The organism is Kribbella sp. CWNU-51 (genome assembly GCF_054073265.1).
The window spans coordinates 698,857-725,340 of the sequence record NZ_JBSXMZ010000004.1 but is presented as its reverse complement, the minus strand read 5'-3'; the positions used below and the strand labels follow the sequence as shown (position 1 = coordinate 725,340).

Below are 26,484 nucleotides of genomic sequence, written 5' to 3'. Positions count from 1 at the left end.
GCCCCGATCCGACACCGCCTCCGTCCTTCAGGAGATCGTAACCAGGTGGTTACCGTAACCGATGGGTTACAGTTGAGGCGTGGTGACAGAGGCGGGGCGGGATCCGTTCTCGGCGTTGGGAGACCCGACCCGGCGGCGGATCCTCGAGTTGCTGGCTGATGCGTCGCGTTCGGTGGGGGAACTGGCCGAGGAGTTGCCGATCAGCCGGCCCGCTGTGTCGCGTCACCTGCGATTGCTCAAGGAAGCAGGTCTGGTCGAGGAAGCACCGGAGGGCACGAGACGGATCTATCGCCTCCACGAATCGGGCGCCGAGGTCGTGCAGGCGTACCTCCTGCAGGTGTGGGGCGAGGCGGTTGGGCGGTTCAAGCTGCTGGCCGAGAACACGCGGCCGCCATCACGCGGGGGAGCGCCGTGATCAAGCCGTTGCGGGTCGAGGTCGTCCTGGACTGTTCTGTCGAGCACGCGTTCGCGACGTGGACGGAGCGGTTCTCGTCGTGGTGGCCCCGTGGCCACTCGGTCAGCGGTGACCCGGCCGCGGTCACGTTGGAGCCGCAGATCGGTGGGCGCATCTACGAGCGCACCCGTGACGGCGAGGAGATCGACTGGGGACTGATCACCGCGTGGGATCCCCCGCACCGGCTGAGCTACCGGTGGCACCTTCGCCGACCATCCGCCGAGGCCACCGATGTCGAGATCCGCTTCGTCGCCGTACCCGGAGGTCGAAGCAAGGTGGACATCACGCACACGGGCTGGGAGCGGCTCGGGGCTGAGGCAGAGCACTGGCGCGACGCCAATGTCGGCGGCTGGCGGGGGCTCCTCCCGCATTTCGTGGCCGCCTGCAACCCCACAACTGAAGGAGTACGACAATGAGCGGTACCTCGGAGGATCCCTGGGTTCTCAAGACACCACCCGGTACGTCGGAGTACACGATGCACCGCGACGACACCGCGGAACCGGCTGAGCTCGTGTGCCGGGTCGGCTCGACGAAGCTGCGGTATCTCGCCCGCTGTCTCGACGACGTCCCCGCGATGCTGAAGGCACACGGTGACTGGATGGAGCTGGGCAGCGCGGACGAGGGTAAGCCGGCGAAGGACGGCACGCTGGAGGCTTGGGCGCGCTCGGCCGACAACCCCGTCGGCGGCTGGTACGGCCTCCGCAACGGATACCGCGGCCGCTTCGCGATGTACATCCCGCCGCTGCTGGAACTGCTCGGCCTGGTCGAACTCGAACACAACCCCCGCAACAACCGCATCCGCGTCCCCTGACGGGTTCAGCTTTTGGGCGGGGCGGGTGCGAGGAGCTTGACCATCAGCGCGATGAACTGACGGCGTTGCGTGGCGGTCAGGGGGGCCAGGACTTGCTGCTGGATGTCGTCGATGACCTCGTCGAGCTCCAGGAGTTGGGCGACTCCCGCCGGGGTGATGGTGACGATGTTGCGGCGCTTGTGCCCGGGGTCGACAGACCGCTCGACGAGCCGGCGTGACTCGAGCTCGGTCAGGGCCGCCGTGACGTCGCTGCGATCGATCCCGGTCCCGCGGCCCAGCTCGGCCTGGCTCGCGGGTCCCCACTCCTCGAGCGCGGCCAGCAGGCGGTAGTGGTAGCTGCGTAGTCCGTGGCCGTGCGACTCGAACCCGGCGGCGAGGAGACCCGACGAGCGCGCGAAGGTCCGGCTGATGAGCCAGGTCGGACGATCCTTGACGCGGGCGGGAGTACGGCTCGGCGGGTGATCCATCGGCATGGGCCGACGATATCAGTTGTTGGCGCGGCCAACACTTGCTATGTTGGCAACACCAACACTCAAGCACTCCGGGGAGACCGGCTCATGGACGCAGCAAGGACCAGCATTCTGATCATCGGCAGGAGCCCGGGCGTGATCCTCGAGGCCGCCGGCATCCTGCGGGACAAGGGCTTTCACGCCGACGCGACCAACCAGTTCGACGAGGTGCTGACGGCGTACGACACCACGCAGTTCGATGTCGTCGTGTTCGGCGGGATGGTTCCGGCCGGCACCAAGCGGTACCTCAGGGAGGAGATCTCCAAGGGCAACGGTCACGTGACCTTCGTGCAGGGACTCGGCGGCATCGCAGGCCTTGTCGCGGCTCAGGTCGAGGGCGCGATCTCGACTGCCCAGGACGACAATGACGTGGCCTATGACACGACTCAGCGAACGGTGCAGCTCACCTTGAAGGAGCCGTCCCGAGTGGTCGTCGAGGCTTGGTGGGCCACGTCGTTCACGCCACCCGAACCAACGAGCACCTCGATGCGCGTAGTCGACTCCCATTTCGATGCGGGGGAGCACCTCATTCCGCTCCCGGCCGACGTGCCGACCGTCGCGTCGTTCGTCACCGTGTCCGCCGGGCCGGCCGTCCGCGCCTTCACGGTCGGCGCGATGCCGGAGGCAGTACGCCGCATGGTCCCAACCGGGGACCCATCCCAACCGCCCGCCCTCCCACCAGTCCGGCCAGTAGCAACCCACACCAACTGACAAGCGTTATGGTCAGTTAACTGCACTATCTGGGGCTGAGGTTGGCCGGCTGAGCTGGTCTTGGTGATGATCTGCACCGTGGTCGATGAGATGCGGTCGTACGGGACCTGATCGAGGGACGGGCTGTCCTTCCTCGGATCGGTGCGGTGATGGCTGGTGCGGTGGAGTCGCTGCCGCGGGCGGTGGTCGATGCGGCGGGCCGTGAGGTTGATCCGGTGAGTCGCTATCTGCGTGATCTCGCGCTGGGCGATGCCAGTTCGGCCACTGGGCGAAGCTACGCGCACGATCTGTTGCGGTGGTTCCGGTTGCTGTGGTTCCTCGATGTCGGGTGGGAGCAAGCGACTGAGGCTGAGGTGGCGGCGCTGGTCGGCTGGCTGCGGGCGGCACCGACCCGCAACGTCGCCGGTCGGATCGGGTTGCTCAGGCGGGTGTTGTGAATGCCAGGACGGGAAAACCGACGTTGGCCGCTGGGTATGCGCCGGCGACGATCGCGCACGCCTTGACGGTGGTGCGCCAGTTCTACGAGTACCACCGCCACTTTGCCAGGGGGCAGTTGCTGAATCCGGTGCTGGAGAGCGCGAGCCGCCGGGCGCGGCTCGCGCAGCGTTCGCCGCTGGAGCCGGTCGTGCCGTTTCGCCGGGCGCGGCTGCGTCCGAAGGCATCGAGGAGCTCCTGGAGCTGTCCCACCTGAGCATCCGCAACTACCAGCGCACCAACGGCGAAGTCATCGCCTTGCTGGTCATCGCGCCGTCCAAGGCCGATCGCGAACGCGTCATGCCCATGTCGGCCAAGCTGTTCCATGCCGTCGCCCAGGTCATCAAACGCCACCGCAGCCAGCACGGCACTGTCCCTCTCGCGCACAGCTACGACCCTCACGTCCAACGCCGCCAGCACGCCAACGCCCAGGCTGGCACGGCGAAAATCGAAGGCATCGACCTCACCCTCACCTTTCTCCGCAGCAAACGAGGACAGACCCAACGCGCCATCAGCCTCGGAATGCCCACCACGGCACCGGCCAGGCAGAAAGCCTAGAACGGGCGCGGCCAGGCCGCGCGTTAAGGAGAGGATCAAACGAAGCAGCCCGTCGTACTGTGATCCGGCTGCAGAGAACCAAGCCCGGCAACCACAAGCCGCGGCAAGAGGGCGAAGGGATACGGGACAGAATGAGCACCGCTGCTGAGGAGTACCCAGAGCTGCCGGCCGAGCTCCTGGACGACGTGGCCAGCGTGGTCGGGGCAGAGGTCACTCTTCTCAGTCGCCTACCCGGAGGCTTCGATGTGGGTGCCATGCGCATCCAGTTGGCCGGAAGGGCAAATGCAGTGCTCAAAGCATGGCCCCGGGCACGCCCCAACCAGCTGGACGAGTCGTTGCGAGCCCAGAGAGTGGTCGAGCACATGCGTAGGCGCGGCTATCCCACCCCGGCCTGGCTCGGAGTGGGGGCCACAGCCACTCATGTATGGCATCTCATGGACTTCGTTGACGCGGCTCCCGCGCCAGAGCTGACCCCGTCCCTCGTTGAGCAGCTGATGGAGATCATCGAACTGCAGGCTGGCCAAGCCTCCGAGCTCTACGACCACTGGTCGTACGCCTGGCGGCTCGCCACCGGTCAGGAATCCGGTCAAGACTTAGCTCCGAGTTTGTCGAGGGCTGTCGCCGGGCTTTCGGGGTATTCCTCCGTGGTGTCGGCCTTGGTCGAGCGCCTGCGGCTCGTGTGTGGCGACGTCCCACCACCACGAGAGGCACCTGACATGGTCCATGCCGATCTCAAGCCCGACAATGTCTTGGTCCGTGACGGAGCGGTGGTGGCGGTCGTGGATATCGGGAACGCAGGTAGCGGCACGCGGGCGACTGATCTCACCACCCTCCAGTGGCACACCTTCCAGGATCCGCTGGACGGTGTCCGAAGGCGGCTGTGGACGAGAATCCTCGACCTGGTCGACTGGGAGGGGGCAGCGGTGCTCGCAGCTACACAGATCCTCGTGATGCTCGAGTTCCCTATCCGTCACGGGCGCCACGATGTCGTTCCAGGGGTGGTCAAGCGCGGCCATCGCGCCCTCGACGAGCTGAACGCGCTTCGCTAACTGTCGCCGGTGGAGATGGTGTGCGAAATGGGGACCTCCGACTGCTATCAGCCGGCATAACGCGCAACATCCACCTTGAGGCCGAGAATGGCGCACTCCGTGAGTTCGTCGAGCAGCTCCAGTCCCGGGTCGGCGAGCTGCAGGAGCTTGCGGCTCCAGAAGTTCCAGCCCAGTACCACGCTCGCGACGCAAACACATTCAGTTCAATGTCCCAGAGGAGTTCGATGCAGGTGCGAGCTGCTCGACGTACGCCGGGTCCTCGTGCGGCAGACATAAGGACGGCCGAGGAACTACGCACCGCTGCGCGTCAGTCCGGCAGCCAGTGCAGCTCGTGTGCCAGGGCTTTGGCGACGGTACGGATGCGGCGGTGTAGTGGTGACTGCACGCGCGGGAGGACCAGGTGGATCGTCAAGGTGGGTGCGCCCTGCAGCGGTCGCCACGTGAGACCGGCCGGTAGTGCCGTGACCGCGGCTTCACCGGCCGGGGCGAGGGTGAGCCCGTCGCGTAGGTCGCGCTGAAACATGTCGAAAGAGACTGCGGGCGTGTGGAATCGGGGGTTTGGCCGGGTGTCGCGGAACAGTGCGGACAGCTGATCGTGGATCACGGGGTTGGCCGTACGGTCGGGGAGTCGCAGCGGATACGCGGCCGCATCGGCGATCTCGATCTCCGGGTGTTCGGCCAGCGGATGATGCTGTGCCAATTGGACCCCGACGCGCGTACGCCGCAGCAGGAACCGGCGCACGCCACGACCCGGCTGCTCACCGCGGGTGATCCCCGCATCGATGCGGCCGTCGGCGACCGCGGGGGAGATCTCCGGTGTCGCCATCGGGACCGCGCCGACCTGGAGTCCCGGGCTGCTGCGAATGAGCCTGTCCACCAGGGCCGGTGCCGTCTCGGCCCCCGCGCTGAGGCTGTATCCGATGCGCAGCGTGCCCAGTTCACCGGCCCCCGCATTCCGGGCGGTGTCCCATGCCCGGTCCAGCGCCGCCAGCGCGGGCGGCGCGGACTCCGCCAAAGCCGCACCAGCCGTGGTCAATACGACGCTACGCGTGTTACGAACCAGCAGGCTCGTACCGAGTTCCGCCTCCAATCGGCGCATCCGGGCACTGAGTGCGGGCTGCGCGATACCGATCCGTGCGGCCGCGCGGGTGAAGTTCAACTCCTGCGCCAGCACCAGAAAGTACCGCAGGCTCACCGTATCCGGCGCCACATGCCCTCCCTGTCGATTGATAACGATCCGTTCTGAGTCTATCCCGTTCCGGTCTTTCCCTCGACCACACATCAAGCCCTAACCTGCGCATATGACGATTCAACTGACCGCGGTAGTGGACCCACCTCCGCCCTCACCCGAATCCCTATGTCCCGCACCGAGCAATGCAGGAGGCAGTCATGCATAAGTTGCTGGTCCTGTATCCCAAGCCCGCCGACCCTGACCACTTCCGCGACTACTACGTGACCAACCACCTTCCACTGGTCATGAATTGGCCCGGCCTGCTTGCGTGGCGCTACAGCTTCGACGTGGCGGCGACCAAGGGAGAAGCGCCGTATTTCGCGGTCTTCGAAGCCGACTTCGCTGACGCCGCCGCCTTGGCCGCGTCGCGGGAGTCGCCGTACGGCCAGCGGGCGGCCGCCGATGTCGTCAACTACGCCACCGGCGGTGTGGTCGTCATCGACTATCCGGTGCAGGACGGCGCCGGCTGAGGCAGGCCGGTACGCTCCGGGACGCGTTCGGTCGGCCGTTGCGGCCAGGTCCGGCTATCGGCGGACGCCGTTCGCGGTTGCCGGTTCGTTGAGCGTCAAAGGTGGGCAGATGTCCTGGCCGGATGTCACGGTGGTTGATGCGTGCGTGCGGCGCGACGGCCGGGGCGGCAGCCCCACGGCCGTCACCGACGACGACCCGGCGGCGACGGACGCGGACCGGCGTGCGGTCGCTGCTGCGGCCGGCACCTCGCACGCGGCGTTCCTCGGCCCGGGGCCGACGCCGGACGGTGGCCGGCCGGTCCGGTTCTTCACCGCCACCGCCGAACTGTCCGGCTGCGGCCACGGCACCGTTGCCGCGCAGGCCGTCCGGTTGACCCGCACCGCGCTGGGCGAGCTGAACGACCGCCAACACACCGGCGGGCGCACGTTCGACACCGTCGCGATCCGCCGCCCCGCCGGCATCGAGGTGTGGTTCGACCAGGGCCTCGTCGCGCTGCGTCACCCGGCGCCGGACGAGCGCGCCGCGATCGTCGCCGCGCTCGGGCTCACCGCGGACGATCCGCATCCGACCGACGCGCCACGGATCGCCGCGCCCGGCGCACCACGCATGCTGGTACCGGTCCACGACCGGTCGGCGCTGCTCCGAGTCTGCCCACACCTCGGCAGGCTGACAGCGGCGTGCCGGCGGTACGGGCTCCTCGGCCGTTTCGTGTACGCACCGCCGGTGGGCGACCGACCGGGTGCGGCGCGGATGTTCGTGCCGGCGGTACGGGCTCCTCGGCCGTTTCGTGTACGCACCGCCGGTGGGCGACCGACCGGGTGCGGCGCGGATGTTCGCGCCGGCGATCGGTGTCGACGAGGACGTCGCCAACGCCAACAGCACCGGCTGCCTGGCCGCCCACCTGCTCGACACGACAGGGGCGCAGACGGTCGCGATCGAGGTGGAGCAGGGTGACACCCTCGGTCGACCGGCCAGCGTGCTCGCTTCGGCCCGACGCGGGCCGGCGGGCATCACGACCCGGGTCGGCGGGTTAGCGGTGGTCCGCGACGGACACCGAGGCGACGACTAGACCGTCCTCTTCTGCGATCCGCGCATGGGGCTGGGGCTGTCCGCTGCGGTCAAGCGTTGGCACCCGGTGACCACTGGCAACGATCGCGACACAGGGACTCCCACACACGGCCGTTAGTGCAGAGAAGGACCCAGCAACCGGTGGGTGGCGGTTTGGGCGCAGACCTGGGCGCTGCCGAAGGTTTGGATCCAGCCGGCGAAGGCGGAGTAGTCGGTGCCAGGGACGCCCATGTCGACCACGATCATGTCGGGGTGCTGGGTCTGCAACTCGCCGATGAGTTTCTCCTGCCAGTCGAAGCGGTGTGCGCCCCTGACCAGCAGTACGACCTGGCTGTCCGCGCCAAACTCCGACCGGAACTCGCCGACGCCGGCCCGAGCCATCCCGGGTCCGTTGTAGGTCTGGCCCGACAAACCGATGCTCTCGACAACCTTCCCGGCGTCGCGTAGCAGTTGCTCGACACCCCAGCCCGCCGAGCCGGCGGCGGGGGAGTGGGTCGGTTCCAGCCGGATGATCAGTACGGCGTTGCTCCGCAGTACGGGGTCCCCGTGAGTCACCGCGACCTGGTCCGCAAGCCGCTGACCGAGCGCGTTGTCCCGCAGTGCGACATCCGCCTTGGGTCGGGTCCCCAGCCGAGCCAGTCGCTCGTTGGCGCTCCGCAACCGCTCCACTGGCAGCCGTCCACTCTCGACCGCCTCGACCAGAGCGGCGGCCGCCACGTCCACGTCGTCGAGGAACGCCCACGCTCCAAGGCAGAGCGCGTCAGCCCCGGCCTCGATCGCACGTACGGCGGCCTCCGGCAGCGGCGCCACGTCGGCGATCCCGTACATCTCGAGGGCGTCCGTGATCACGACCCCGTCGTACCCGAGTTCTCCGCGGAGGATGTCGGTGAGCAGCACCTTGCTGATCGTCGACGGTACGTCGTCCACCTGTGGCACCAGATCGTGCGACACCATGATGCTGTCGACGCCGGCCGTGATCGCCGCCCGGAACGGATCGAGATAGCTGTCCAGCAGTTCAGCGCGGGAGACATCAACGAGTGGGGTCGCGAGGTGCGCATCCGTGCCGCTGAGACCGTGGCCCGGGTAGTGCTTGGCGCAGGCGCTGACGCCGGCTGCCTGCAGGCCTTCCACCCAGGCGGCGGTGTGCCGGCTGACCAGGTCGCGGTCGGAGCCGAAGCAGCGGATCCCGTTCGGGCTCATCGGGTTGACGGCGGTGTCGACCGCCGGCGCCAGGTCCCAGTCGATCCCCGCCTCGACCAGCGACAGGCCGATCTGGAAGGCGGCCTTCCGGGTCAGCTCGAGGTCGTCAAGCTCGCCGAGCGCCCGGTTGCCGGGCATCGAGAAGCCGCCGTGGTTCTCCAGCCGGGTGACGTCGCCGCCTTCCTCGTCGATCGACAACAGCACATGGTCACGCAGCCCGTGCAGCTCCGAGGCCAGCCGCTGGAACTGGTCGCCGTCGACGATGTCCTTGCCGAAGATCACGAACCCGCCGAGGCCGGCCTCGATCCGCGGTCCCACCCAGTTCGGCACCTTGGGCCGACCGAGCGCGGGGAACAGTACGCCGTACGCGAGCCGGTCGAGCTCTGAGTTCACTAACATCCTCCGGTGGGGACGGCGCCGCTGGTGACACCATCATGACGGGTTTTCCGTCTGCTCCGCGGCGACTTCACGGGTTGCCGGACGGGTGACGAGGATGACTACGCTGACGACGAGAACCCAAGCGGGAAACACCAGTTGGGTCCACTTGTGTTCACCGGCTGCCACAAGCAGCGTCACTGCGACGAGACATCCGAGAATCACCAGCCACCGGGGGAATGCTGAAGTGCGCAGACCCGCGGTAGTCACCGAGAGGGTGAACACTGCGGCCATGCGCATTGCGTAGACGGAAACAAGCGTCTGCGTGCTGCTGCGGCCAAACGCCCAGACATCGACGTTGAGGTCCGGTCCCGCGAGCATTGCCGTCAGGCTGGACGCAGTGACGGCGCCAGTGAAGAGCATGGCCAGGAAGAGAAGCCCACTGCCCAGGAAGACGGTGGAGAACAGCCGGTCCTCGACGTCGCCGAGCTGATCACGAAGGACGCCGATGAACCACAGAAAGGCGATTCCGGCAAACGGCACCAGATGCAGGCTGATCCGGATCAGCCTACGTTGCGCTGTGTCGGACTCGAGCGACTGAAAACTGCTCTCGGACAGTGCGATTCGTAGCATCGTCAACGCTGCCAGGAGCAGCACCGCAAACACGATGCCCGCGATGGCTGCTGACCGTCGACTTCGCCAGAATCGTGCCTCCAGCCTCGGTGCGTCGGCGTTCATATCGTCCCTGCCTGTGCAGTCAGCAGGAAAGCTTGCCGAAGCCCATCAAGCCACCCGAACCCACGTGATCGAACCATGTGCCCCTCCCCGTTCGTCAAGCTACGCCGAAGCGGCCTCCACAGGCAACGGACCTCAGACGATCGGTGCCGGGTGGTCCAGGGTGCGGCGTGAGTGGAGGCTGTGGCGTGACCAGACGATGATCGAGGCGAAGAAGAGGAGTGAGAAGCCGACCAGCAGTGGCCAGGCGAGTGGCTTCGAGGAGTCGAGTTGGTCGTGGGCTCGGAGGGTGGCGAGCAGGATGGAGCCGACCATCAGGATCTCGACCTCGAGCATTCGCTGGAGCGTCGACCAGCGGGGGTCGCTCCAGATGCCGATTCCGGCGCCGCCCAGCCCTCGTCGTCATCAGCGCCCCCGTCCTCGACGATCGACCGGGCGGTCACGCCCGTCAAGAGGGATGAGCGACAGGTAACGTCGAGCAAACTCGGCGGGGTCAGTGGATTTCGGACTCTTCTGGGACCACTACCTGGTCGATCATTTGCTGGATCTGGGCGGCTGGCAGGGCTACTGCCCTGGCCCAGTAGTAGATGACGAGGCTGAAGACTGCGACGACGAGCATGTCCCACCAGAGCGGGAACCACGGGTGCTTGAGTGGGCCGAAGTCACTGAGGTAGACGATCAGGCCCATGCCGACCAGGTAGACCGGTAGCCACTGGGCGGCCCGCAGGTCGAGCTGAGGGGTGATCGGGTTGAGCTTGAACACGCGGTTGGCGATCAGGATGACGTAGCCGATCAGGATCGCGACGCCGAGCTTCCAGTCGGTGGCCCAGCCGGACCAGAGGATCAGCAGGTTGGCGACGACGAAGGCGAGTGGCGACATCCAGGCTGCGCCGGGCAAGCGGTACGGGCGGTCGGCGTGGGGCAGGCGGCTGCGGAAGACTCCGAGGGAGAGCGGTGCTCCGGCGTACATCAGCACGCTGGCGCTGGTGATGAGTCCGACCAAGGAGCGCCAACTGGGGAACGGCAGGAAGCAGATGCAACCGATCACGAAGGCGGTGATCAGTCCGACCCACGGCACGCCGCGGCGGTTGGTGCGCTCGAAGGCGGACGGGATGTAGCCGTTGCGGCTGAGGCCGTAGGACACCCGGGAGCTTCCGGTGATGTAGATCAGGCCGGTGCCGGCGGGGGAGATGACGGCGTCGAGGTACAGGATCGTGGCAAGCCAACCCAGGCTGACCAGGCTTGCGAGCTGGGCGAACGGGCCGGTCAGGGTGTTGAACGCGGCGGTGGCCCAGGTGCCCTTGATCTGTGACGCCGGGAGCGCCGCGATGAACACGATCTGCAGCAGGATGTAGATGATCGCGCCGATCACGATCGAGCCGATCACCGCGCGCGGAATGTCGCGTTTCGGGTTGCTGCTCTCACCGGCGAGTTGATCGGCCTGTTCGAAGCCGAGCAGGGCGAAGATGATGCCGCTCGTCGAGACCGCGGACAGGATGCCCTTGGCGCCGTACGGGTTGAAGCCGTTGGCGGCGGTGAAGTTGCTGCCGTGGAACTGGACGATGGCGAGGACGAAGATCGTCAGCAGTGGTACGCCGACCTTCCACCAGGTCGCCGCACTGTTGGTGTGCGCCAGCATCCGGATGCTGAGGAAGTTGATGGCTGTGATGATCGCCATCAGGACGACCGCTACGGCGATGCCGGAGGGGGTCAGGACGTGTTGCCCGCCGGTGGTCTTGATCCAGCCGCTCGCGAAGGAGTAGTGCTGGCCGTAGGTGATCATCGCGAGCACCTCGATCGGTGCCACCGTGGCGGCCTGCAGCCAGGAGAACCAGCCGAACGAGGCGCCGGCGGCTCCGCCGAAGGCGTAGTGCGGGAAGCGTGCGGTCCCGCCGGAGACGGGATACATCCCGCCGAGCTCGGCGTGTACCAGCGCGAGAATCAGGATCGCGACAGCACCGATGACCCAGGAGATGATCGCCGCGGGGCCGGCCGTCGAGAGCGCACCTTGCGCTCCGAACAACCATCCCGATCCGATGATCGATCCCTCTGATGCCCAGATCAGTCCGATGAAGCCGATCTCTCGCTTCAGCCCCGGCCGCCCGCGGCGCGCGGACGGTGTCGCCTCAGATATGGCCATGAATCCCACGATGGTCCGCCCTAACACGCCGGTGCAGTGACGCTGGCGGTACTCCCGAACCCCCTGCTAGCCGGTAGTTGGCCTTCGTAGAGGATCCGGTCGTGATCGATGATCACCACGCGCCGGCAGAGCCGCTCGACGTCGTCCATGTCGTGGGTGGTCAGGATGACCGTCGTACCGCGGCCGGCGTTGACCTCCGCGACGAACTCCCGGATCTTGCCCTTGGCAACGACATCGAGCCCGACCGTGGGCTCGTCGAGATACATTCGCCGACGGGCAGCGGATACGGTGAGGACCGAAATAAGAGCTGCTTAGAAGACCTTTGCCCAGTCGTTTTTCATGCTGACGACGGTCCAGCCGGCCGCGGAGGCGCGGTCGAGCGCCTGCTCCGCGCCGGACTTGTACTCGAACTCCCGCTCGGCGTCGTCATGCAGCACCAGCAGCCGCAGGAAGGGCTTGTCGTCATGCTGGGTGAATTCGAGCATCGGGACGTCGCCGTTGGAGTTGCCGCCGGCGAGCACCGGCCGTCGTCCGGTCCGCGACCAGATCCGCACCGGCTTCTCCGGCCCGTCGTCGAGGTAGTCGGCCGCAGCCACGCGCATGATCGTGCCACCGTGCTCGTCCGGCTTGTAGGCGAGCGCAGTACTGCTGCCGATCACCCGCTCGCTCGGTACGGCGTACACCTCGTCGGTGATCGGTCGCATGAAGTCGCGGCCGCCGCCGGAGACGATGTAGTTCGAGAAGCCGTTGTCCGCCAGGTAGGCGAGCAGCTCGACCATCGGCGCGTAGGCGCACTCGAGGTAGCCACGACCGAGCGTGGGATGGCGAGCGGCGCGGAGGAACTCCTCTGCCCTCGCTGCGAAAGCGTCGACGCTGATTCCCCCGTGCGCTGCCAGGACGCCGGCCGCCAGCGTCTCGACGTTCGTGTCATCGCCCGCATAGTGCTCGGCCATCACTTTGCCGAACCAGCCGTAGTCCTGCTCAAAGGCGGCTTTCCAGGGCTGGCGCTCCCGCAGGTCGGGGTCCGCCTCCGCCATCTCGACGAGGCGACGCAGAATGAAGTCGAGCTGGATAGGCATCGGCTTCTCGCACCACAACGTGCCGTCGTTGTCGAAGACCGCCACCCGGTCCGCCATCGCCAATCCCGGTCCGGAGCCGTCGCCGCGGGCCCGCCGTACGAAGTCGACGATCGCGTCCTTGCTCCGGCTCTCGTTCCAGCTCGGCAACGGATCGGGCATCCCCGGCCTCCTTTCGTACGACGGGTCAAGGATCGCCGCGGCCACATCAGGAGCGCCTCACCCCCGCTGGGTGATTCCCCCCTCAGCCGGCCGAGCTTCATCCGTGCGGGGTGAGGTCCCGGACGGCCGCGGCGGCGACGATCGAATCTCCGACGTGCAGCCGACACTCGAGGAGTCACAGCATGTCTGACCCGGACGCCGCGCTGTCAGCTGGTCCAGAACGCAGCGTGACCGAGGAGGCACCCACCGCGAAGCAGTCGTCCAAGGGGCGGTCGGCCGCGGTGATCATCTGCGTGGTGCTGGCGGCCTTGCTGACGACACCGGCGGCGATCGCGTACTGGGGACAACGCACGCTGAACGACACCACACGCTACGTGAACACCGTCGGCCCGCTGGTGAACTCGCCAGAGGTGCAGGACGCCATCGCGACAAAGGTCACCGACACGATCCAGAAAGAGGTCGACGTCGAGGCACTCCTCAACCAGGTGTTCTCCGGTGTCATCACCGACCGGCCCCGGCTGCAGCGACTGGTTGGCCCGCTCGCGGCTGCGATCAACAGTTTCATCGACCGCCAGGTCCGGGAGTTCCTCGCCTCGGACCAGTTCGCCGACCTCTGGACTGCGGCCAACACCCGGGCGCAGCAGTCCCTCCAGCGCGTGCTGAAGGGGGATCAGTCCGGCGCTGTTCAGCTGCAGGGTGATCAGGTCGTCCTTGACCTCTCCGACGTCATCGATCAGGTCAAGCAACGCCTCGTCGACCGGGGGCTCACGATCCTGCAGAACGCGCCGATCCCCAACGTCGACAAGCAGATCGTGTTGATGGATGCGCCGCAACTGAAGCAGATCCGGACGATCTACGCGTTCGCGAACCCGCTGGCGCAGTGGCTGATCGTGCTGGTGGCGGGTCTGTATCTGGCCGCTCTGGTGCTCGCGCGCCGGCGTCCGCGGATGACGGTGATCATCGGGGCACTACTGGCGTTGAACGCGCTGCTGGTCGCGCTGGCGCTGTCCGTCGGGCGGCAGTTGTTCATCGACGCGTTGGCCGGTACGACGTTCGGTCCGGCGAGCAGGATCTTCTACGACCAGTTGCTCTCCTACCTCGAACGCGGCCGGCAAGTGTTCTTCTGGCTGGGTCTGAGCCTCGTGGTCATCGGCTGGTTCGCGGGATCCAACCGGTACGGCACCGCCGTTCGCAATGGCGTGACCGGCGGTCTGGAAGGTATCGGGGGAGCCTTGGCCGACACCCCGGTCGGCGGCGCCGGCCGATGGGTCGCGGCGAACGTCCGGTGGTTGCGGGTCGTCGTCGCCCTGCTGGGAGTCGTCGTCCTGCTCTGGGGCAACAATGTCTCGCTGTCGCGCCTGTTCTGGTCACTTGCTCTGGTGGTCGGGTTGCTGGCTGTTCTGCAGGTCCTGGTCGGGGCCGGCCGGACACCAGTTGCCTCCGGCCCCGTTGCGCCGCCTGGAGCCGTACCCGGAACCGCGAAGTAGCCGGCTGTGACAGCGGCGGCAGGCGGGCGGCCGTGAACCTCGTCTGGGCCGCACTCGTCGCGATCCTCGTGACCGCGGTCACCGTCACGGCGATGCTCCTCGTGCGCAGGCGGGCGCCGGAGGGCAGCTACTTCACCGACGGTGACCGCGCCTCGGGCGTCTTCGGTGTGCTCGCCACCGGGTTCTCGGTACTCCTCGGCTTCATCATCTTCCTGTCGTTCACCTCGTACGACCAGTCCCGGTCCGGGGCCGAGACCGAGGCGACGATCGTGGCGCAGCAGGTCGAGACGGCCCAGTTCCTGCCTGACAAGACCGCGACGGCGCTCACCGGCGAACTGATCTGCTACGCGCGAAACGTCGCCGGGCCCGAGTGGAATGCCGTGGACACAGGCACGCTCGGGAGCGCCGTCAACCCGTGGGGCGTGGAGATGTTCCGGACGATCTCGGCCGTCAACCCGGTATCGGCGACCGAGCAGTCGGCGTACGACCGGTGGATGGATCAGACATCCCAACGGGAACAGGCGCGCATCGACCGGGTGCACGGGGCAGAGGGGATCATCCCGGCGCCCTTGTGGCTGGTCCTGGGGGTGATCTCCGCGGTGCTCTTCGTGTACCTGTTGTTCTTCGCCGACCGCGCCGAGGGAGCGCTGACGCAAGGCCTCCTGATGGGCAGCGTGACGCTCGTCATCACGCTCCTGCTGTTCCTGCTCGTGTTCTTCGATCATCCGCACGGCGGGGGAGTGGGCAGGCTGCAGCCGACGGCGATGGTGCGAACCATCAACCTGATCGATGCCCAGCTGAAGGTCGTCGGACTCAACGTGACACCTCCGTGTGACGACCATGGCAACCCCCGCTGAGGAGCCGGCCGGCCGTGGCCGCACCTTGCAGGAGGTGCTGGTCACCGTGCTGCTCGTGGTTGCCGCCCTCGGGACCTCATGGAGCAGTTTTCAGGCCACCCGGTGGAACGGCGAGCAGGCCAAGGCGGCCGGTCGCACGAACGCGATCAGGATCGACGCTGCCCGGGCTCAAGGCCTGTCCCAGTTCCAGAGCCAGGTGGACGTCGCCACGTTCATCGCCTGGGCGGACGCTGATCGCCGAGGTGAGCCGGCCGTCGCCGCCTTCTACGCAGCGCGCTTCCGGCCGGAATTCCGGCCCGCGTTCAGCGCCTGGATGGCGACCCGCCCGTTCACGAACCCGAGTGCGCCGCCGACGCCGTTCGCCATGCCTCAGTATCAGCCCGCGTCGCGGCAGGAGGCCGCACGGCTCGACGCGGCCGCCGCGACCTCCGCGGCCGTGGTCCTGCGGGACCTCCAGATCGCCAGCGACTACGTGCTCACCGTCGTTCTGTACGCCGTGGTCCTGTTCTTCGCCGGGATGAGCACCAGGATCAAGAGCCACCGCCTGCGGTGGATCCTGGCCGGTGCCGGCTGTCTCGTCCTGGTCGGCGCCATCGTCTGGATCGCCACCTTCCCGATCAGCTTCGAGGTCTGAGCCGGGTCGCAGTCGTCCGCTGTGGATGATGCCGGACTCGACGTGGTTCGTCAGCCTGGTGTCACTCCGCGGTGGCGGAGCGGTCCGATTACGCAAGGCGTAGCGGCGAGAGAACAGGGGAGTGAAGCACAGTGGCACAAGGCGCAGCGGCATCGCATTACGACGCGGCGGGCGAGGAACACGAGGTCAGTGGCTGGGCGGTCGGGTTCATCCTGTTCGCCGGCCTGATGATGATCATGTCCGGAGGCTTCCAGATCTTCTCCGGTCTGGTGGCTTTGTTCGAGAACGAGTTCTACGTTGCCACCCGCAACTACATGTTCCAGTTCGACGCGACCGCGTGGGGCTGGATCCACCTGATCGGGGGCCTGCTGGTGTTGCTGGCCGGTTTCGCGGTCATCGCGGGCCAGACCTGGGCCCGGGTGGTCGGCATCGTCCTGGCCATCCTGAGCGCACTGGCGAACTTCGCCTTCATCCCGTACTACCCGTTCTGGGCACTGACCGTCATCGCGATCGACGTCTTCGTCATCTGGGCGCTGGCCGCGCACGGTCGCGATGTCGCTGCCTGACGGCACCCACAGAAAGCGCACCGTCCTCGGGTGGCTGACGATCGCGATGATCGCAGCCGCCTGCGGTGCGCCGACCTCCGCCCCGCCGGAGGGGGCCACCACCGAGACACCGCCAACGACGTCGACGGATCAGACCGTCCCGGCGGTCGACCGGGAGGCGATGAAGGAGGATCAGGACACCGCCGTCAAGGCGGTGGACTCGTTCTGGCACCGCCACTTCACCCAGCAATCCGGACAGCCGTACCAAAGTCCCCGCGTTGCCGGGTCCTACATCGGTACGCACGGACCGCCGTGCGGTGGAGAACCGGAATCCGTGCCGTTCAACGCCGTCTACTGCCGGCCGGGTGACTTCGTGGCCTGGGACGACGATCTGATGGCGGCCGGCTACAGCCAGATCGGCGATGCGTGGGTGTACCTGATCATCGCCCACGAGTGGGGCCACGCGATCCAGGCGAGGCTGCGCAGCGACCGGGTCTCGGTCGCGGCCGAGCTCCAGGCGGACTGCCTCGCCGGGGCCACGCTGCAAGGAGCAGCCGACGACGGCCTGATCACGATCGAGCCCGGCGACAGCGAGGAGATCGCCAAAACCCTCGCCGCGGTCGCCGACGACTATCCCTGGACCAAGGAGAGCGATCACGGGAACGCCGAGCAGCGGACCTCCGCGTTCAACACCGGCGTGGAAGGCGGCGTCCAGGCGTGCATCTGAGCCGCTGACTCAGCTCGCCCGGCGCCGGGCGTCCTCGACGTACGGAAACGGGTTGCCGGACGCCCGTGCTCCAGAGGCGAGCCACGCCGTGAGTCCCTCCGGCGATCGCCGCTGGAGTTCGTCGAGGTACTTCTGCCGCTGGTCGACGATGGCCAGCCGTATCGCCGCCGAAGGGGCAGTCTCGAGCAGGCGGAAGCTCCGGCGCCAGGCCAGGCACAAGGCCTGATCGTCGAGGGAACCCAGCTCTCGCGCCGCGTCGTCGGCGGGACCGTCCGCGGATGGCGTCGCGGGGACGGCAGATATTGCCGGCTCCGGCTGACGGGCGGGAGGATCCCCCTTGGCGTGCCTTCGCGAGAATTTCGCTGTGAGAGCCGGCGTGGTCACTGCGAGTGCCACCACCACCAGGACGCCGGCGAACTTGAAGACCGCGATCAGCCCCACGGCGGCCGGCGTGATGAGCGCGCCGGCGCAGGTGACCCGAAGGATCCTGGGCACCTCGGCCTTCCCGTCCGCTCCCCACATGGACGAGGCGACGACGGCGGTCGACATCCCGACCACGACCGCGCTGATAATGGTTCCGCCCACTCCCCAGCTGGCGATCGCGCAGATGAGCCCGACCGTGGTGGCCAGGTAGATACAGCACGTCCGGACACTCTGACCCTTGCTGCGGAGGGCGCCGGAATCACGCCCCCCGGCGCCTGATGACCGCGTCGACTCACTCACGTTGTCGTTCCTTTGCCCCGGTTCTCGACTCCCCATCGAGTTCACTCAGACGAAAGCATGCCTCGCACCGGCAGGTCCGCGCCTCCTCCGTCCGGGGTGAAACGCACCCGGCACAGCTATTGCCGGGCCAGGTGGGCTCGCAACTCGAGCTCGGGATCGTGGATGAGCTCACCGCTGACGTCGATGACGGCTTTGCGGATGGCGCCGGTGAACTTGAACGGGCTGGTGTAGTCCGGGGTCACCGGGGAGCCGGCGTTGGCGCCGCACGTGAGGGCGCCGGGATTGATGACGAACGGTGTCGTCACGGCCGCATCGGCGGTGGCCACGAGGGTTCCGTCGACATACAACTGCAGGTGTCCGGGCGCACCCTTTCCGTTGGGCAGGTCGGGTTTCCCCGTCGGCTCGAACTCGAAGCGGAGCTCGTGTTCGCCGGGCGGGACCGGGTCGGGTGACGACACCTCGAAAAGGCTCCTGCCGACGTAGTTGTGGACGTAGTGCAGCCGCTGGTCCTTCATGTACAGCGAGTAGCCGCCGGCCGCGGTGCCTTGACAGAGGAGGACTCCTTCCGCGCCACCGTCGGGGATCTCGACGAAGGCCGTGATGCTGTGCGGCCTGTTCAGGACGCGCGGACCCGCGGAGAACGGAACCGGCTGGGTGTTCGGCCGGATCGTGTACTGATCACGCGGGGCCGCGATCAACGGCTTTTCGCCGATCAAGCGTGCCAGCCCACTGCCGTCGATCGGCAGGACGCCATGCTTGCCGGCCTCGGCGTACCAGGTGGAGATGAGCGCGATGAGCCGATCGCGATGGTCGGCCGCCAGGTTGTGGGTCTCGGCAGGGTCCTCCGCGACGTGATAGAGCTCCCAGCCTTCACTGTCGAGCTGAGACAATCTCGCCGCACTGATCGGCTGGCCGAAGCCGACGCCCGCCTCGGCGAACGAGGGTCCGGGCCACGGGCAGACCGCCCGCCACCCGTCGTGGTCGATGGCACGGTGGCCCAGCATCTCGAAGTACTGGGTGTGATGCTTGCTGGGCGCCGCCGCGTCGTCGAGAGCATGCGCGAAGCTGACCCCGTGCAGCGGCGCCTGCGTGACACCGCGGATCGTCGGCGGCGGTTGGGTGCCGAGCAAGTCCAGGACGGTCGGCACCATGTCGATGAGGTGCGCGTACTGATTGCGGACCTCGCCTCTCGCCTTGACACCGGCCGGCCAGGAGACGATGAACGGGTCGCAGGATCCGCCCCGGTACGTCTCCCGCTTCCAGCGCCGGAACGGGGTATTGCCCGCCCAGGTCCAGCCCCACGGATAGTGGTTGAAGTGTTTGGGGCCGCCGATCTCGTCGATGACCTTGAGGCTGTCCTCGAGCGACTCCGGAGCGTTGTTGAAGAACTGTGCCTCGTTCGTGGTTCCGGTCGGACCACCCTCGGCGCTCGCCCCGTTGTCCGAGATCACCATCACGATCGTGTTGTCCAGCTCGCCCTGCTCGCGCAGGAAGTCGAGCAGCCGGCCGAGGTGGTGATCGGTGTGACTGAGGAAGCCCGCGAACACCTCCATCATGCGGCTGAACAGCTTGCGCGCCTCGGCCGGTTGCGACTCCCAGTCCGGTACGTCGGGGTCGTGGCGGGACAGCTCCGCGTCGGCGGGCATGATGCCCAGTTCCTTCTGTCGTGCGAAGACCTTGTCCCGGTAGGCGTCCCAGCCCTCGTCGAAAGCACCCGCATACTTGTCGGCCCACTCCTTCGGCACATGGTGTGGCGCATGGGTGGCCCCGAAGCACAGGTGCAGGTAGAACGGCTTGGCCGGGTCGATCTGCTTGGCGTCGGCAATGAACTCGATCGACTTGTCGACCAGGTCTTCGGTGAGGTGGTACCCCTCCTCCGGCGTACGCGGCGGCTCGATCTGGTGGTTGTCGTACACGAGCTCGGGATACCACTGACTGGTGTCGCCGCCGAGGAAGCCGTAGAAGCGCTCGAAACCGCGCCCCAGCGGCCAGCGGGTGTAGGGCCCCGTCGCTGTCTCCTGATTGCTCGGGGTCAGGTGCCACTTGCCGATCATGAACGTGCTGTAGCCCTGCTCCACCAGCATCTCCGACAACATCCCGTTCTCGAACGGGATGACCCCGTTGTAGCCGGGGAAGCCGGTCGCCAGCTCGGTGATCGCGGCCATGCCGTTGCTGTGATGGTTCCGCCCGGTGACGATGCAGGACCGGCTCGGCGAACACAGTGCCGTGGTGTGCATGTTCGTGAACCGCAGCCCGGCGGCGGCCAGCGCGTCGAAGTTCGGTGTCGCGATCGGACTCCCGTAGCAACCCAGCTGACCGAAGCCGGTGTCGTCCAGCACCACGAACACCACGTTCGGGCTCCCGGCCGCCGCCCGGGTGAGGGACGGCCACGCCGGACTCGACTCATCGGTCGTCCGTCCCACCACACCGGTGAACGGAGTTCCGGAGGGATACTCCTCGATCGCCACGACAACCCCTCTTTCACTCGAAACGCAGTACGGGGCGGACTCTCCAGCCGACGATGCCAGCCTGCTGACCGTTCGAAACCCTCTCCGGCGGATGAGGTGGGAGCTGGGCGACGGATGTCAGGGTGTGGAGGAGCCAGTCCGAGCTGTACGCGATTCGGCAGGGCGGAGGCGGGGCGGTGACAGAGGGCACGTTCGCGGTGCTCGCGCTCCTTGTCCTTGCCTGGGCGGTGACCTCGGATCTCCTGGCCCGCCTGAACATCACCGGTCCGCTGGTGTTCGCCGTCGCCGGCTATGTCTTGGGAAACCCTGACTGGGGCCCTCTCACGGTCAACGTCGAGGCCCCGTCCGTCCATTTGACCGCGGAGCTGACGCTGGCACTCCTGTTGTTCTCGGACGCTGCCAGGGTGAACCTCTCGAGGCTGAAACAAGATGCCCGCCTGCCCGGCCGGCTGCTGGCGATCGGTCTTCCCCTTTCCGTGATCCTGGGCTCTGTCCTGGCCGCCTGGTTCTTCGACGATTTCACCTGGGCACTCGCAGGATTCGTGGGCGCCACGCTCGCTCCCACCGACGCTGCGCTCAGCGCACAGGTGATCAACGACCGCCGGATCCCCATGCGTCTGCGTCGTGCACTCAACGTGGAAAGTGGACTCAACGACGGCATCGTCACACCGGTCGTCACGTTCACGCTGGCCCTTGCCGCCAGCCAACTCGGGACCGGAAGTCACGACAGCCTCGCCCACTACGCCGGCAGTGCGCTGCTCGAACTCGCCGTCGGTCTCATCGTGGGCCTGGCGGTCGGGCCCGCGAGCGCCAGGCTCATGACCGTCGCCTCCCAACGGCACTGGATGACAACGAGCGCAGGGTTGCTCGCAACACTCGCGGCCGCACTCAGCAGCTTCGCCCTCGCTGTCACGCTCAGCGGCAACGGATTCATCGCGGCGTTCGTGGCCGGCATCGCCTTCAGAGCAGCAGTGGACGAGAACGTCGTCGACGCGGACCACGCCGTCGAGCTACCGGAGCTTCTCGGTGAGATGCTGGCATTCGCCGTCTGGTTCCTCTTCGGAGCCGCGCTGGTACCGATCGCCGTGCACAACTTCGACGTCACGCTCCTCGCGTACGCCGTACTGAGCCTGACCGTGGTCCGCATCGTGCCGGTCGCCCTGGCTCTGCTCGGAACGAAGCTGGATCGCAGTACCGTCTTGTTCGTGGGATGGTTCGGGCCGCGCGGCCTGGCCTCGGTCGTGTTCGCGCTGCTGGCAGTCGAGCAGCTCGGCGAAGCCCCGGTGGTCGAGCATGCCGTCGCCGTCGTCGCGCTCACCGTGCTGGCGAGCGTCGTGCTGCACGGTGTCACGGCCGGTCCGTTCGGCAGCCGCTACGTCCACCTGGAGCAGGCGGGCGACGATGCGGGCACCGCCCCCCGATCACGACGGACCACCCACCGCTAGCGGTATCGCCAGCTCAGTCCCGACGGTCCTCTCGGCGGTCGCCTCGGTCGTCCTGGCGGTCGTCCCTGCGGTCGCCTCGGTCGTCCTGGCGGTCGTCTCTGCGGTCGTCTCTGCGGTCGCTTCGCCGGTTGACCCCGTGGACGACCACTGCTGCTGTCGCAGCCGTGGTGGCTACTCGGGCCACCGGGCGGCCCCCGGTCACACCGGAGCTGCGCATCCGTCGTCGTGCGAGAGGCATGTCAGTCACCGTCCTTGGCGAGTCGTTCGTCGTCTTCCTCGAGCACTGCCAACAGGGCTTGGACCGGGATCCGTCCGCTGGCGACCAGTTGTCCGCCGGCTCGCCGTACGGCCGACCCGAACGGTGCTGCCCAGAGGTTCTCCCAGACGAGGACAGCAGCGGTGCTGCCCGGCTCCACGGCTGCCGCGATCGAGGTCACGTCGTCTTCGCTGAGCAGCATGGCCAGTTCCGTCTCGTAGGTGCGCAGGGCCCCCAGCTCGGAGTCGTCGAGGTCGGAGAGCTCGAAAGCTTCCAAGGTGCCGTCCGCGTCCTTCTTCATGAGCAGAAGATCCAGGACGCGCACGATGTTGCGCTCGACCAGGGTCTGCAGCTCGGGCACGATCTCACCCTTGAACCTGCTTCCCGGGAACTCGACCACGATCCAGTCGACCGGCCCCAGCTCGTCAACCACATCACTCGTCGCGCTGCTGGTCTCAGTCACGGCACACTCCTCATCTCAACGGTCGGTGGTGTCGGGTCACGCCTGGGCGGTGCCCGGGTAGCCGGGGGCCGCGCGGCGTTGGGTCCAGCCGGAGCCCCAGTGCACGACGTCGAGGATGGCGGCCAGGACGATCCAGAACCAGTCGCCGCCGCTCAGGCCGCCTCCGGTGTAGAGGATGACGTACATGAGCGTCGCGAAGGGCAGGAAGATGATGCCGAGGAGCGGCCAGATCCACGTGTCGAAGGCGGAGTCGACCAGGTTGGGGCGCGCCACCCACACGATGAACAGAGCCAGGCGTGGAAAGACCCCGGCAAGCAGAACGAAGAAGCACCCCATGGTCATCCCTCTCGCGCACGCCTGATCGCCGCAGTGCGGCGATGGTGGACTTGGATCGTTGCGCGCGGGCCGACGGCGAGCCTCATCCTGGCGGGGTGAATTGGTCCGGGTGTGCCGCGGCTAGTCCGCCCGGGGTGAGGTGTTCCGGCCGGGACCGGAGGCATCGTCGGGACGAGATGTACCCCGGACCGCGTGCGGTCGCCCGATCAGGAGGAGAGACCCGTGGGATCTGACAGCAACGCTCCCGTCGACCTGTACATCGCCGCTTACATGGACGCGGATGCGGCGCGAGGCGATTGGGACGCGATCAAGCAAGCCGCGTCGGACGATGTCATCAAGGTCGACGGCCTCGTCCTCGTCAGCCGCGACGCTGACGGCAAGATCAACGTCGACGACGATTTCCACACGGCCCGCAAAGGCGCCAAATGGGGTGCGGTCGGTGGCGCGGTGATCGGCCTCATCTTCCCACCCAGTCTGCTGGCCGGCGCGGCGGTCGGTGCGGGCGCGGGGCTTGGCATCGGCGCTCTCAAGTCCCACCGGGAGAAGGCGGCGATCAAGGCCGACGTCGAAGACACCTTGCCGCCGAACAGTTCGGGCATCGTGGCGCTGTTCGAGGAAGTGTGGGTGGCCGACGTCGACAAGGCGCTGTCGCACGCGGACAAGGTCACCAAGAACGAGGTCGACGCGGACAGCGCGACGGAGGTCAAGGAGGCGGCCGGCAAGTAGTCCGGGGAGAAGCGATGCCGCGAATCGGCGGACGTCGATCGATCGTCGCCGCGCTGGTGACCGTTGCCCTGCTCGTCGTACCGATGGCTTGCAGTGACAGCTCGACGCAGGGCCAGTCAGGTCCGTCAGTGACGGTAGCTCCGCCGGCGACGAGTGCGCCCACGACCGACTGTGCGGCCGCGTCCGCACTGAAGTCCTCGCTGGCGGACCTCGCGAATGTGAAGCCCCTGCAGGACGGTCTCACCGCGCTGACCACCGCGATTGCCAACGTCAAGAGCAGCCTGGGTGTCGCGGTAGCCGCGGCATCGGCTGCTCTGCAGCCTGCCGTCCAGAGTGTCAAGGCGGCGTTCTCACAGTTGGAGACCGCGGCGAGTGGCCTGAGTGCGGACAACCTTCGGCAGCAGGCGCCGCAGATCAACTCGGCGCTCCAGCAAGTCGGCAGCGCGGCCACGTCGTTCGCCACCACGCTGACACAGAGCTGCCCGGCAGGCTGATCGCTGCCTGTCATCAGCTCATCCCTGGTGGGTGAGGCGCGCCGCGGGTGGCCCGGGCCAGCATTCAGGTGCGAGCCGCCGCCGATTCCGCGGCGGCCGACGCTACGAGAGGAGATACCACGATGGCTGCGAAAGGTGGCGCGGTGATGGCCGGCTCGGTCGTGTTCGCCGGATCGCTGCTCCTGGTGGTCGGATTGGTCAACATCTTCCAGGGAATGATCGCGCTGTTCTCGGACGAGCGTCTGGTCGTGACGCGGAACAACTTCGTCATCGTGGACGTGACCGGCTGGGGATGGTTCCTGACGATCTCCGGGCTGATCATGATGGCCGTGGGCGTCGGCCTGCTCGCGGTGCAGACATGGGCCAGGATCGCGGGCATCGTCGTTGTCGCCCTGCACGCCGTGACGCAGATCGCCTGGATCGGTGCCTACCCGGTCTGGTCCTTGCTGATGATCGCACTGGACGTCGTCATCCTGTTCGCGCTCACCGTCCGGTGGTCCGACGTACGAGACCGGCTCGGAGACACCGGCGTGGAGGCCTGGGGTGGCGAGCCGGCACCCGACATGTCGGCCACCGAGCGGACTACGCCTCCGCTCCAGCGTTGAGAGCCGCAGATCCCGGGTCGGCGCGAAAGGCGCGGAAGGTGTCGGCGACCGTCCGGTAGATGTTGCCCTCGCCGATCTCGGCCAAGGTCCCGTACGAGCGGAGCGTGGCCAGCAGCTGGGTGTCCGGCCGGACGAGCACGAAACGGGCGTGGTGAGCCTGGCAGTAGTTGACGAGATTGGCCAGGGTCACCCCGGCCGAGTAGTCGATGTCGTCGATCGCGCCGCAGTCCAGCGCTACCCAGCGGACCGGATCGGGAGCGGTGGCGATGATCAGTTCCAGATGGTCGGCGAAGCGGTTGGCGTTGGCGTAGAAGAGCTCCGCGTCGTAACGGAAGACCACCAGCCCGGGCAGGCTCTGCACGCCTGGCCGGGCCGCCAGGTACGTCGGCTCGCCGGCCTGGTCCTGACCGATCACGTAGTCGCCCGGTTTGTACTGCCGCCGGATGATGTCGAGCATCGAGAGGACGACGGCGAGGACGATTCCCTGCTCGACGCCGACGGCGAAGACGGTGACCGTGGTGATCACCGCGACCACGAACTCGTTCCTGCGCCGGATCCACAGCCGCTGCAGGCCGGGGATGTCGATCAGGCTGACGCCGATGAGGAAGACGATCCCGGCGAGCACCGCCTTGGGCATGTCCACCAGCAGCCCGGTGAAGAACAGCGTGAACAGCAGTACGACGGCCGACATCGTCACGTTGGCGAGTTGGGTGCGCCCTTTCTGCTCGTCGAGGATCTGCGTCTTGGTAGGGCTGCCGTTGACCACGAAGGTGCCGCTGAGGCCGGCGGCGAGACTGGCGCCGCTGAGCCCCAAGATGTCCCGGTTGATGTCGACGGCGTCGCCGTGCCGGAACGCGAAGCTGCGGGAGGTGGCGGCGCTCTGGGCGATGATGAGCACGAAGCAGGACAAGGCGGTCGGCAGCACCTTGGTCACGTCCGACCAGGAGATGGCCGACGGCAGGCCGATCGGTGGGAAGCCGCCCTGGACGGCGCCGACCACGGCGACGCCGTGCGCCTGTGCATCGGTGAGCGCGGAGATGGCGGTCAGCAGTATGACGGCGACGATGGCTCCCGGGACGACCTGGACGAAACGCTTGAAGATCCGGATGATCACGATCGTGCTCAGCCCGAAGGCGAACGTGGCGAGCTGGATCGAGGACAGCGAGCTGATCCAGTGCCACTGCTGTTCGAACCAGTTTCCCTTGCCCTTCGAGATGCCGAGCAGGTCCGGAATCTGCCCGGACAGCACCTGGATGCCGACGCCGGTGAGGAATCCGATCAGGACGGACGTGCTCAGGAAGTCTCCGATGAAGCCCAGCCGCAGCAGCCGCGCGACGATCAGGAGACCGCCGCAGACCAGCGCTGTGAGGCTGGCGAAGGCCAGCCAGTCGGGCGATCCGGGCGTGACCCCGGCGATGCCGAGGCCGGTCAGGCCCGCGGCGAGCACCGCGGCGGTGGCCGAGTCCGCCCCCACCACGAGCAGCCTCGAGGAGCCCAGCAGAGCGAAGAGCAGGGTGGGGAAGATGACCGTGTAGAGCCCGGTGACGATCGGCGTGCCGGCGATGGACGTGTAGCCCATCACCTCGGGGATCGCCACCGCCGACAGCGTCAGGCCGGCGATGATGTCGCGCGCCACCCAGGGCCGCTGGTATCCACGCAGCGACTCTGGGATCAGCCTCATGTCGTCTTGCGGT

Annotated in this window: 33 protein-coding genes; 18 read left to right on the top strand and 15 right to left on the bottom strand. The window is 67.4% G+C overall.

What is annotated here, in order from left to right; translation table 11 throughout:
* Positions 1-79 precede the first annotated feature (79 nt).
* From ACXC9Q_RS05530 to ACXC9Q_RS05520, 3 genes are read left to right on the top strand one after another with little or no spacing between them, the layout of a single operon-like run.
* Positions 80-415 carry an ArsR/SmtB family transcription factor gene (locus ACXC9Q_RS05530; protein ID WP_457055376.1) on the top strand — a complete coding sequence of 112 codons (336 nt, stop codon included), beginning with the start codon at positions 80-82 and terminating at the stop codon, positions 413-415.
* Positions 412-870, top strand: coding sequence for an SRPBCC domain-containing protein (locus tag ACXC9Q_RS05525; RefSeq protein WP_457055375.1), 459 nt, complete (start codon positions 412-414; stop codon positions 868-870). Before ACXC9Q_RS05530 ends, ACXC9Q_RS05525 begins: the two co-directional genes overlap by 4 nt.
* Complete coding sequence (locus ACXC9Q_RS05520; RefSeq protein WP_457055374.1) at positions 867-1,265, top strand: DUF6855 family protein; 399 nt, start codon at positions 867-869, stop codon at positions 1,263-1,265. The genes ACXC9Q_RS05525 and ACXC9Q_RS05520 overlap by 4 nt, the downstream gene beginning before the upstream one ends.
* Before the next feature lie 5 nt (positions 1,266-1,270).
* On the opposite strand, the gene ACXC9Q_RS05515 is transcribed toward ACXC9Q_RS05520, so the two are convergent.
* Entirely contained in the window at positions 1,271-1,738 is a 468-nt protein-coding gene (locus ACXC9Q_RS05515) for a MarR family winged helix-turn-helix transcriptional regulator (protein ID WP_457055373.1), read from the bottom strand.
* Positions 1,739-1,822: 84 nt separating this feature from the next.
* On the opposite strand from ACXC9Q_RS05515, the gene ACXC9Q_RS05510 reads away from it, so the two are divergent.
* Positions 1,823-2,485 carry a hypothetical protein gene (locus ACXC9Q_RS05510; protein WP_457055372.1) on the top strand — a complete coding sequence of 221 codons (663 nt, stop codon included), beginning with the start codon at positions 1,823-1,825 and terminating at the stop codon, positions 2,483-2,485.
* A 149-nt stretch (positions 2,486-2,634) separates the two neighbouring features.
* A complete protein-coding gene (locus ACXC9Q_RS05505) occupies positions 2,635-2,922 on the top strand; it encodes a site-specific integrase (protein WP_457055371.1) in 288 nt (95 codons plus the stop codon).
* Positions 2,923-3,004: 82 nt separating this feature from the next.
* Here the strand turns inward: ACXC9Q_RS05505 and ACXC9Q_RS05500 are convergent, their stop codons facing one another.
* Positions 3,005-3,463, bottom strand: coding sequence for a hypothetical protein (locus ACXC9Q_RS05500; RefSeq protein ID WP_457055370.1), 459 nt, complete (start codon positions 3,461-3,463; stop codon positions 3,005-3,007).
* Positions 3,464-3,576: 113 nt separating this feature from the next.
* On the opposite strand from ACXC9Q_RS05500, the gene ACXC9Q_RS05495 reads away from it, so the two are divergent.
* Entirely contained in the window at positions 3,577-4,566 is a 990-nt protein-coding gene (locus ACXC9Q_RS05495) for a phosphotransferase family protein (protein WP_457055369.1), read from the top strand.
* Positions 4,567-4,613: 47 nt separating this feature from the next.
* Here the strand turns inward: ACXC9Q_RS05495 and ACXC9Q_RS05490 are convergent, their stop codons facing one another.
* Entirely contained in the window at positions 4,614-4,745 is a 132-nt protein-coding gene (locus ACXC9Q_RS05490; protein WP_457055368.1) for a hypothetical protein, read from the bottom strand.
* A gap of 128 nt (positions 4,746-4,873) precedes the next feature.
* On the bottom strand, positions 4,874-5,848 hold the full coding sequence (locus tag ACXC9Q_RS05485; protein WP_457055367.1) for a LysR family transcriptional regulator: 975 nt from the start codon (positions 5,846-5,848) through the stop codon (positions 4,874-4,876).
* Positions 5,849-5,955: 107 nt separating this feature from the next.
* Between ACXC9Q_RS05485 and ACXC9Q_RS05480 the strand changes: the two genes are divergently transcribed.
* The 3 genes from ACXC9Q_RS05480 to ACXC9Q_RS05470 all read left to right on the top strand — a co-directional run bounded on the left by ACXC9Q_RS05480 (position 5,956) and on the right by ACXC9Q_RS05470 (position 7,337).
* Positions 5,956-6,267 carry an EthD family reductase gene (locus tag ACXC9Q_RS05480; RefSeq protein WP_457055366.1) on the top strand — a complete coding sequence of 104 codons (312 nt, stop codon included), beginning with the start codon at positions 5,956-5,958 and terminating at the stop codon, positions 6,265-6,267.
* Positions 6,268-6,376: 109 nt separating this feature from the next.
* A complete protein-coding gene (locus ACXC9Q_RS05475) occupies positions 6,377-7,222 on the top strand; it encodes a PhzF family phenazine biosynthesis protein (RefSeq protein ID WP_457055365.1) in 846 nt (281 codons plus the stop codon).
* Positions 7,113-7,337, top strand: coding sequence for a hypothetical protein (locus ACXC9Q_RS05470; RefSeq protein ID WP_457055765.1), 225 nt, complete (start codon positions 7,113-7,115; stop codon positions 7,335-7,337). Before ACXC9Q_RS05475 ends, ACXC9Q_RS05470 begins: the two co-directional genes overlap by 110 nt.
* 113 nt (positions 7,338-7,450) lie before the next feature.
* Here ACXC9Q_RS05470 and ACXC9Q_RS05465 read toward each other — a convergent pair whose 3' ends face one another.
* The 6 genes from ACXC9Q_RS05465 to ACXC9Q_RS05440 all read right to left on the bottom strand — a co-directional run bounded on the left by ACXC9Q_RS05465 (position 7,451) and on the right by ACXC9Q_RS05440 (position 13,024).
* The gene (locus ACXC9Q_RS05465) at positions 7,451-8,929 is read right to left on the bottom strand and encodes a glycoside hydrolase family 3 protein (RefSeq protein WP_457055364.1); all 1,479 of its coding nucleotides are present in this window, start codon (positions 8,927-8,929) and stop codon (positions 7,451-7,453) included.
* 39 nt (positions 8,930-8,968) lie between these two features.
* Positions 8,969-9,649, bottom strand: a complete 681-nt coding sequence (locus tag ACXC9Q_RS05460; protein WP_457055363.1) for a hypothetical protein — start codon at positions 9,647-9,649, stop codon at positions 8,969-8,971.
* A gap of 132 nt (positions 9,650-9,781) precedes the next feature.
* Positions 9,782-9,982, bottom strand: coding sequence for a hypothetical protein (locus ACXC9Q_RS05455; protein ID WP_457055362.1), 201 nt, complete (start codon positions 9,980-9,982; stop codon positions 9,782-9,784).
* 157 nt (positions 9,983-10,139) lie between these two features.
* Positions 10,140-11,786 carry an APC family permease gene (locus ACXC9Q_RS05450; protein ID WP_457055361.1) on the bottom strand — a complete coding sequence of 549 codons (1,647 nt, stop codon included), beginning with the start codon at positions 11,784-11,786 and terminating at the stop codon, positions 10,140-10,142.
* 20 nt (positions 11,787-11,806) lie between these two features.
* The gene (locus ACXC9Q_RS05445; RefSeq protein WP_457055360.1) at positions 11,807-12,052 is read right to left on the bottom strand and encodes a hypothetical protein; all 246 of its coding nucleotides are present in this window, start codon (positions 12,050-12,052) and stop codon (positions 11,807-11,809) included.
* A 45-nt stretch (positions 12,053-12,097) separates the two neighbouring features.
* On the bottom strand, positions 12,098-13,024 hold the full coding sequence (locus tag ACXC9Q_RS05440; RefSeq protein ID WP_457055359.1) for an HAD family hydrolase: 927 nt from the start codon (positions 13,022-13,024) through the stop codon (positions 12,098-12,100).
* A gap of 182 nt (positions 13,025-13,206) precedes the next feature.
* Between ACXC9Q_RS05440 and ACXC9Q_RS05435 the strand changes: the two genes are divergently transcribed.
* The 5 genes from ACXC9Q_RS05435 (at position 13,207) to ACXC9Q_RS05415 (ending at position 17,274) form a co-directional block, all read left to right on the top strand.
* Entirely contained in the window at positions 13,207-14,511 is a 1,305-nt protein-coding gene (locus tag ACXC9Q_RS05435) for a hypothetical protein (protein WP_457055358.1), read from the top strand.
* A 32-nt stretch (positions 14,512-14,543) separates the two neighbouring features.
* Complete coding sequence (locus tag ACXC9Q_RS05430) at positions 14,544-15,368, top strand: bestrophin-like domain (protein WP_457055357.1); 825 nt, start codon at positions 14,544-14,546, stop codon at positions 15,366-15,368.
* Positions 15,352-16,002 (top strand): hypothetical protein, encoded by a 651-nt coding sequence (locus ACXC9Q_RS05425; protein ID WP_457055356.1) that lies wholly within the window; start codon positions 15,352-15,354, stop codon positions 16,000-16,002. The genes ACXC9Q_RS05430 and ACXC9Q_RS05425 overlap by 17 nt, the downstream gene beginning before the upstream one ends.
* Before the next feature lie 131 nt (positions 16,003-16,133).
* Entirely contained in the window at positions 16,134-16,568 is a 435-nt protein-coding gene (locus ACXC9Q_RS05420; protein ID WP_457055355.1) for a DUF7144 family membrane protein, read from the top strand.
* Positions 16,555-17,274, top strand: coding sequence for a neutral zinc metallopeptidase (locus ACXC9Q_RS05415; RefSeq protein ID WP_457055354.1), 720 nt, complete (start codon positions 16,555-16,557; stop codon positions 17,272-17,274). The genes ACXC9Q_RS05420 and ACXC9Q_RS05415 overlap by 14 nt, the downstream gene beginning before the upstream one ends.
* A 9-nt stretch (positions 17,275-17,283) precedes the next feature.
* Here ACXC9Q_RS05415 and ACXC9Q_RS05410 read toward each other — a convergent pair whose 3' ends face one another.
* Both ACXC9Q_RS05410 and ACXC9Q_RS05405 read right to left on the bottom strand, forming a co-directional pair.
* Positions 17,284-17,997 (bottom strand): hypothetical protein, encoded by a 714-nt coding sequence (locus ACXC9Q_RS05410; RefSeq protein WP_457055353.1) that lies wholly within the window; start codon positions 17,995-17,997, stop codon positions 17,284-17,286.
* A gap of 116 nt (positions 17,998-18,113) precedes the next feature.
* Positions 18,114-20,465: an arylsulfatase gene (locus tag ACXC9Q_RS05405; protein ID WP_457055352.1), complete on the bottom strand. Its 2,352-nt coding sequence runs from the start codon at positions 20,463-20,465 to the stop codon at positions 18,114-18,116.
* 176 nt (positions 20,466-20,641) lie between these two features.
* Between ACXC9Q_RS05405 and ACXC9Q_RS05400 the strand changes: the two genes are divergently transcribed.
* Positions 20,642-21,910 carry a cation:proton antiporter gene (locus ACXC9Q_RS05400; protein ID WP_457055351.1) on the top strand — a complete coding sequence of 423 codons (1,269 nt, stop codon included), beginning with the start codon at positions 20,642-20,644 and terminating at the stop codon, positions 21,908-21,910.
* 239 nt (positions 21,911-22,149) lie between these two features.
* On the opposite strand, the gene ACXC9Q_RS05395 is transcribed toward ACXC9Q_RS05400, so the two are convergent.
* Both ACXC9Q_RS05395 and ACXC9Q_RS05390 read right to left on the bottom strand, forming a co-directional pair.
* Positions 22,150-22,629 (bottom strand): DUF6325 family protein, encoded by a 480-nt coding sequence (locus ACXC9Q_RS05395; protein ID WP_457055350.1) that lies wholly within the window; start codon positions 22,627-22,629, stop codon positions 22,150-22,152.
* 36 nt (positions 22,630-22,665) lie between these two features.
* Positions 22,666-22,965, bottom strand: a complete 300-nt coding sequence (locus ACXC9Q_RS05390; protein ID WP_328521073.1) for a hypothetical protein — start codon at positions 22,963-22,965, stop codon at positions 22,666-22,668.
* Positions 22,966-23,187: 222 nt separating this feature from the next.
* Here ACXC9Q_RS05390 and ACXC9Q_RS05385 point away from each other — a divergent pair, with 222 nt between their 5' ends.
* From ACXC9Q_RS05385 to ACXC9Q_RS05375, 3 genes are all read left to right on the top strand, one after another.
* The gene (locus tag ACXC9Q_RS05385) at positions 23,188-23,691 is read left to right on the top strand and encodes a DUF1269 domain-containing protein (protein ID WP_457055349.1); all 504 of its coding nucleotides are present in this window, start codon (positions 23,188-23,190) and stop codon (positions 23,689-23,691) included.
* A 14-nt stretch (positions 23,692-23,705) separates the two neighbouring features.
* Positions 23,706-24,185 (top strand): hypothetical protein, encoded by a 480-nt coding sequence (locus ACXC9Q_RS05380; RefSeq protein ID WP_457055348.1) that lies wholly within the window; start codon positions 23,706-23,708, stop codon positions 24,183-24,185.
* A 122-nt stretch (positions 24,186-24,307) separates the two neighbouring features.
* Positions 24,308-24,790 (top strand): DUF7144 family membrane protein, encoded by a 483-nt coding sequence (locus tag ACXC9Q_RS05375; protein WP_457055347.1) that lies wholly within the window; start codon positions 24,308-24,310, stop codon positions 24,788-24,790.
* Here the strand turns inward: ACXC9Q_RS05375 and ACXC9Q_RS05370 are convergent.
* Entirely contained in the window at positions 24,768-26,471 is a 1,704-nt protein-coding gene (locus ACXC9Q_RS05370) for a SulP family inorganic anion transporter (protein WP_457055346.1), read from the bottom strand. The two genes, ACXC9Q_RS05375 and ACXC9Q_RS05370, sit on opposite strands and share 23 nt — an antisense overlap.
* Positions 26,472-26,484: the final 13 nt, after the last annotated feature.

What these genes read in the sequence shown, in the direction of transcription:
- ACXC9Q_RS05520 (WP_457055374.1), top strand. Translation starts at nt 867, where the DNA reads ATGAGCGGTACCTCGGAGGATCCCTGGGTTCTCAAGACACCACCCGGT.
- ACXC9Q_RS05445 (WP_457055360.1), bottom strand. Translation starts at nt 12,052, where the DNA reads ATGTATCTCGACGAGCCCACGGTCGGGCTCGATGTCGTTGCCAAGGGC.
- ACXC9Q_RS05435 (WP_457055358.1), top strand. Translation starts at nt 13,207, where the DNA reads ATGTCTGACCCGGACGCCGCGCTGTCAGCTGGTCCAGAACGCAGCGTG.
- ACXC9Q_RS05485 (WP_457055367.1), bottom strand. Translation starts at nt 5,848, where the DNA reads ATGTGTGGTCGAGGGAAAGACCGGAACGGGATAGACTCAGAACGGATC.
- ACXC9Q_RS05460 (WP_457055363.1), bottom strand. Translation starts at nt 9,649, where the DNA reads ATGAACGCCGACGCACCGAGGCTGGAGGCACGATTCTGGCGAAGTCGA.
- ACXC9Q_RS05425 (WP_457055356.1), top strand. Translation starts at nt 15,352, where the DNA reads ATGGCAACCCCCGCTGAGGAGCCGGCCGGCCGTGGCCGCACCTTGCAG.
- ACXC9Q_RS05475 (WP_457055365.1), top strand. Translation starts at nt 6,377, where the DNA reads ATGTCCTGGCCGGATGTCACGGTGGTTGATGCGTGCGTGCGGCGCGAC.
- ACXC9Q_RS05505 (WP_457055371.1), top strand. Translation starts at nt 2,635, where the DNA reads ATGGCTGGTGCGGTGGAGTCGCTGCCGCGGGCGGTGGTCGATGCGGCG.
- ACXC9Q_RS05380 (WP_457055348.1), top strand. Translation starts at nt 23,706, where the DNA reads ATGCCGCGAATCGGCGGACGTCGATCGATCGTCGCCGCGCTGGTGACC.
- ACXC9Q_RS05515 (WP_457055373.1), bottom strand. Translation starts at nt 1,738, where the DNA reads ATGCCGATGGATCACCCGCCGAGCCGTACTCCCGCCCGCGTCAAGGAT.
- ACXC9Q_RS05415 (WP_457055354.1), top strand. Translation starts at nt 16,555, where the DNA reads ATGTCGCTGCCTGACGGCACCCACAGAAAGCGCACCGTCCTCGGGTGG.
- ACXC9Q_RS05510 (WP_457055372.1), top strand. Translation starts at nt 1,823, where the DNA reads ATGGACGCAGCAAGGACCAGCATTCTGATCATCGGCAGGAGCCCGGGC.
- ACXC9Q_RS05390 (WP_328521073.1), bottom strand. Translation starts at nt 22,965, where the DNA reads ATGGGGTGCTTCTTCGTTCTGCTTGCCGGGGTCTTTCCACGCCTGGCT.
- ACXC9Q_RS05455 (WP_457055362.1), bottom strand. Translation starts at nt 9,982, where the DNA reads ATGCTCGAGGTCGAGATCCTGATGGTCGGCTCCATCCTGCTCGCCACC.
- ACXC9Q_RS05375 (WP_457055347.1), top strand. Translation starts at nt 24,308, where the DNA reads ATGGCTGCGAAAGGTGGCGCGGTGATGGCCGGCTCGGTCGTGTTCGCC.
- ACXC9Q_RS05440 (WP_457055359.1), bottom strand. Translation starts at nt 13,024, where the DNA reads ATGCCCGATCCGTTGCCGAGCTGGAACGAGAGCCGGAGCAAGGACGCG.
- ACXC9Q_RS05370 (WP_457055346.1), bottom strand. Translation starts at nt 26,471, where the DNA reads ATGAGGCTGATCCCAGAGTCGCTGCGTGGATACCAGCGGCCCTGGGTG.
- ACXC9Q_RS05480 (WP_457055366.1), top strand. Translation starts at nt 5,956, where the DNA reads ATGCATAAGTTGCTGGTCCTGTATCCCAAGCCCGCCGACCCTGACCAC.
- ACXC9Q_RS05450 (WP_457055361.1), bottom strand. Translation starts at nt 11,786, where the DNA reads ATGGCCATATCTGAGGCGACACCGTCCGCGCGCCGCGGGCGGCCGGGG.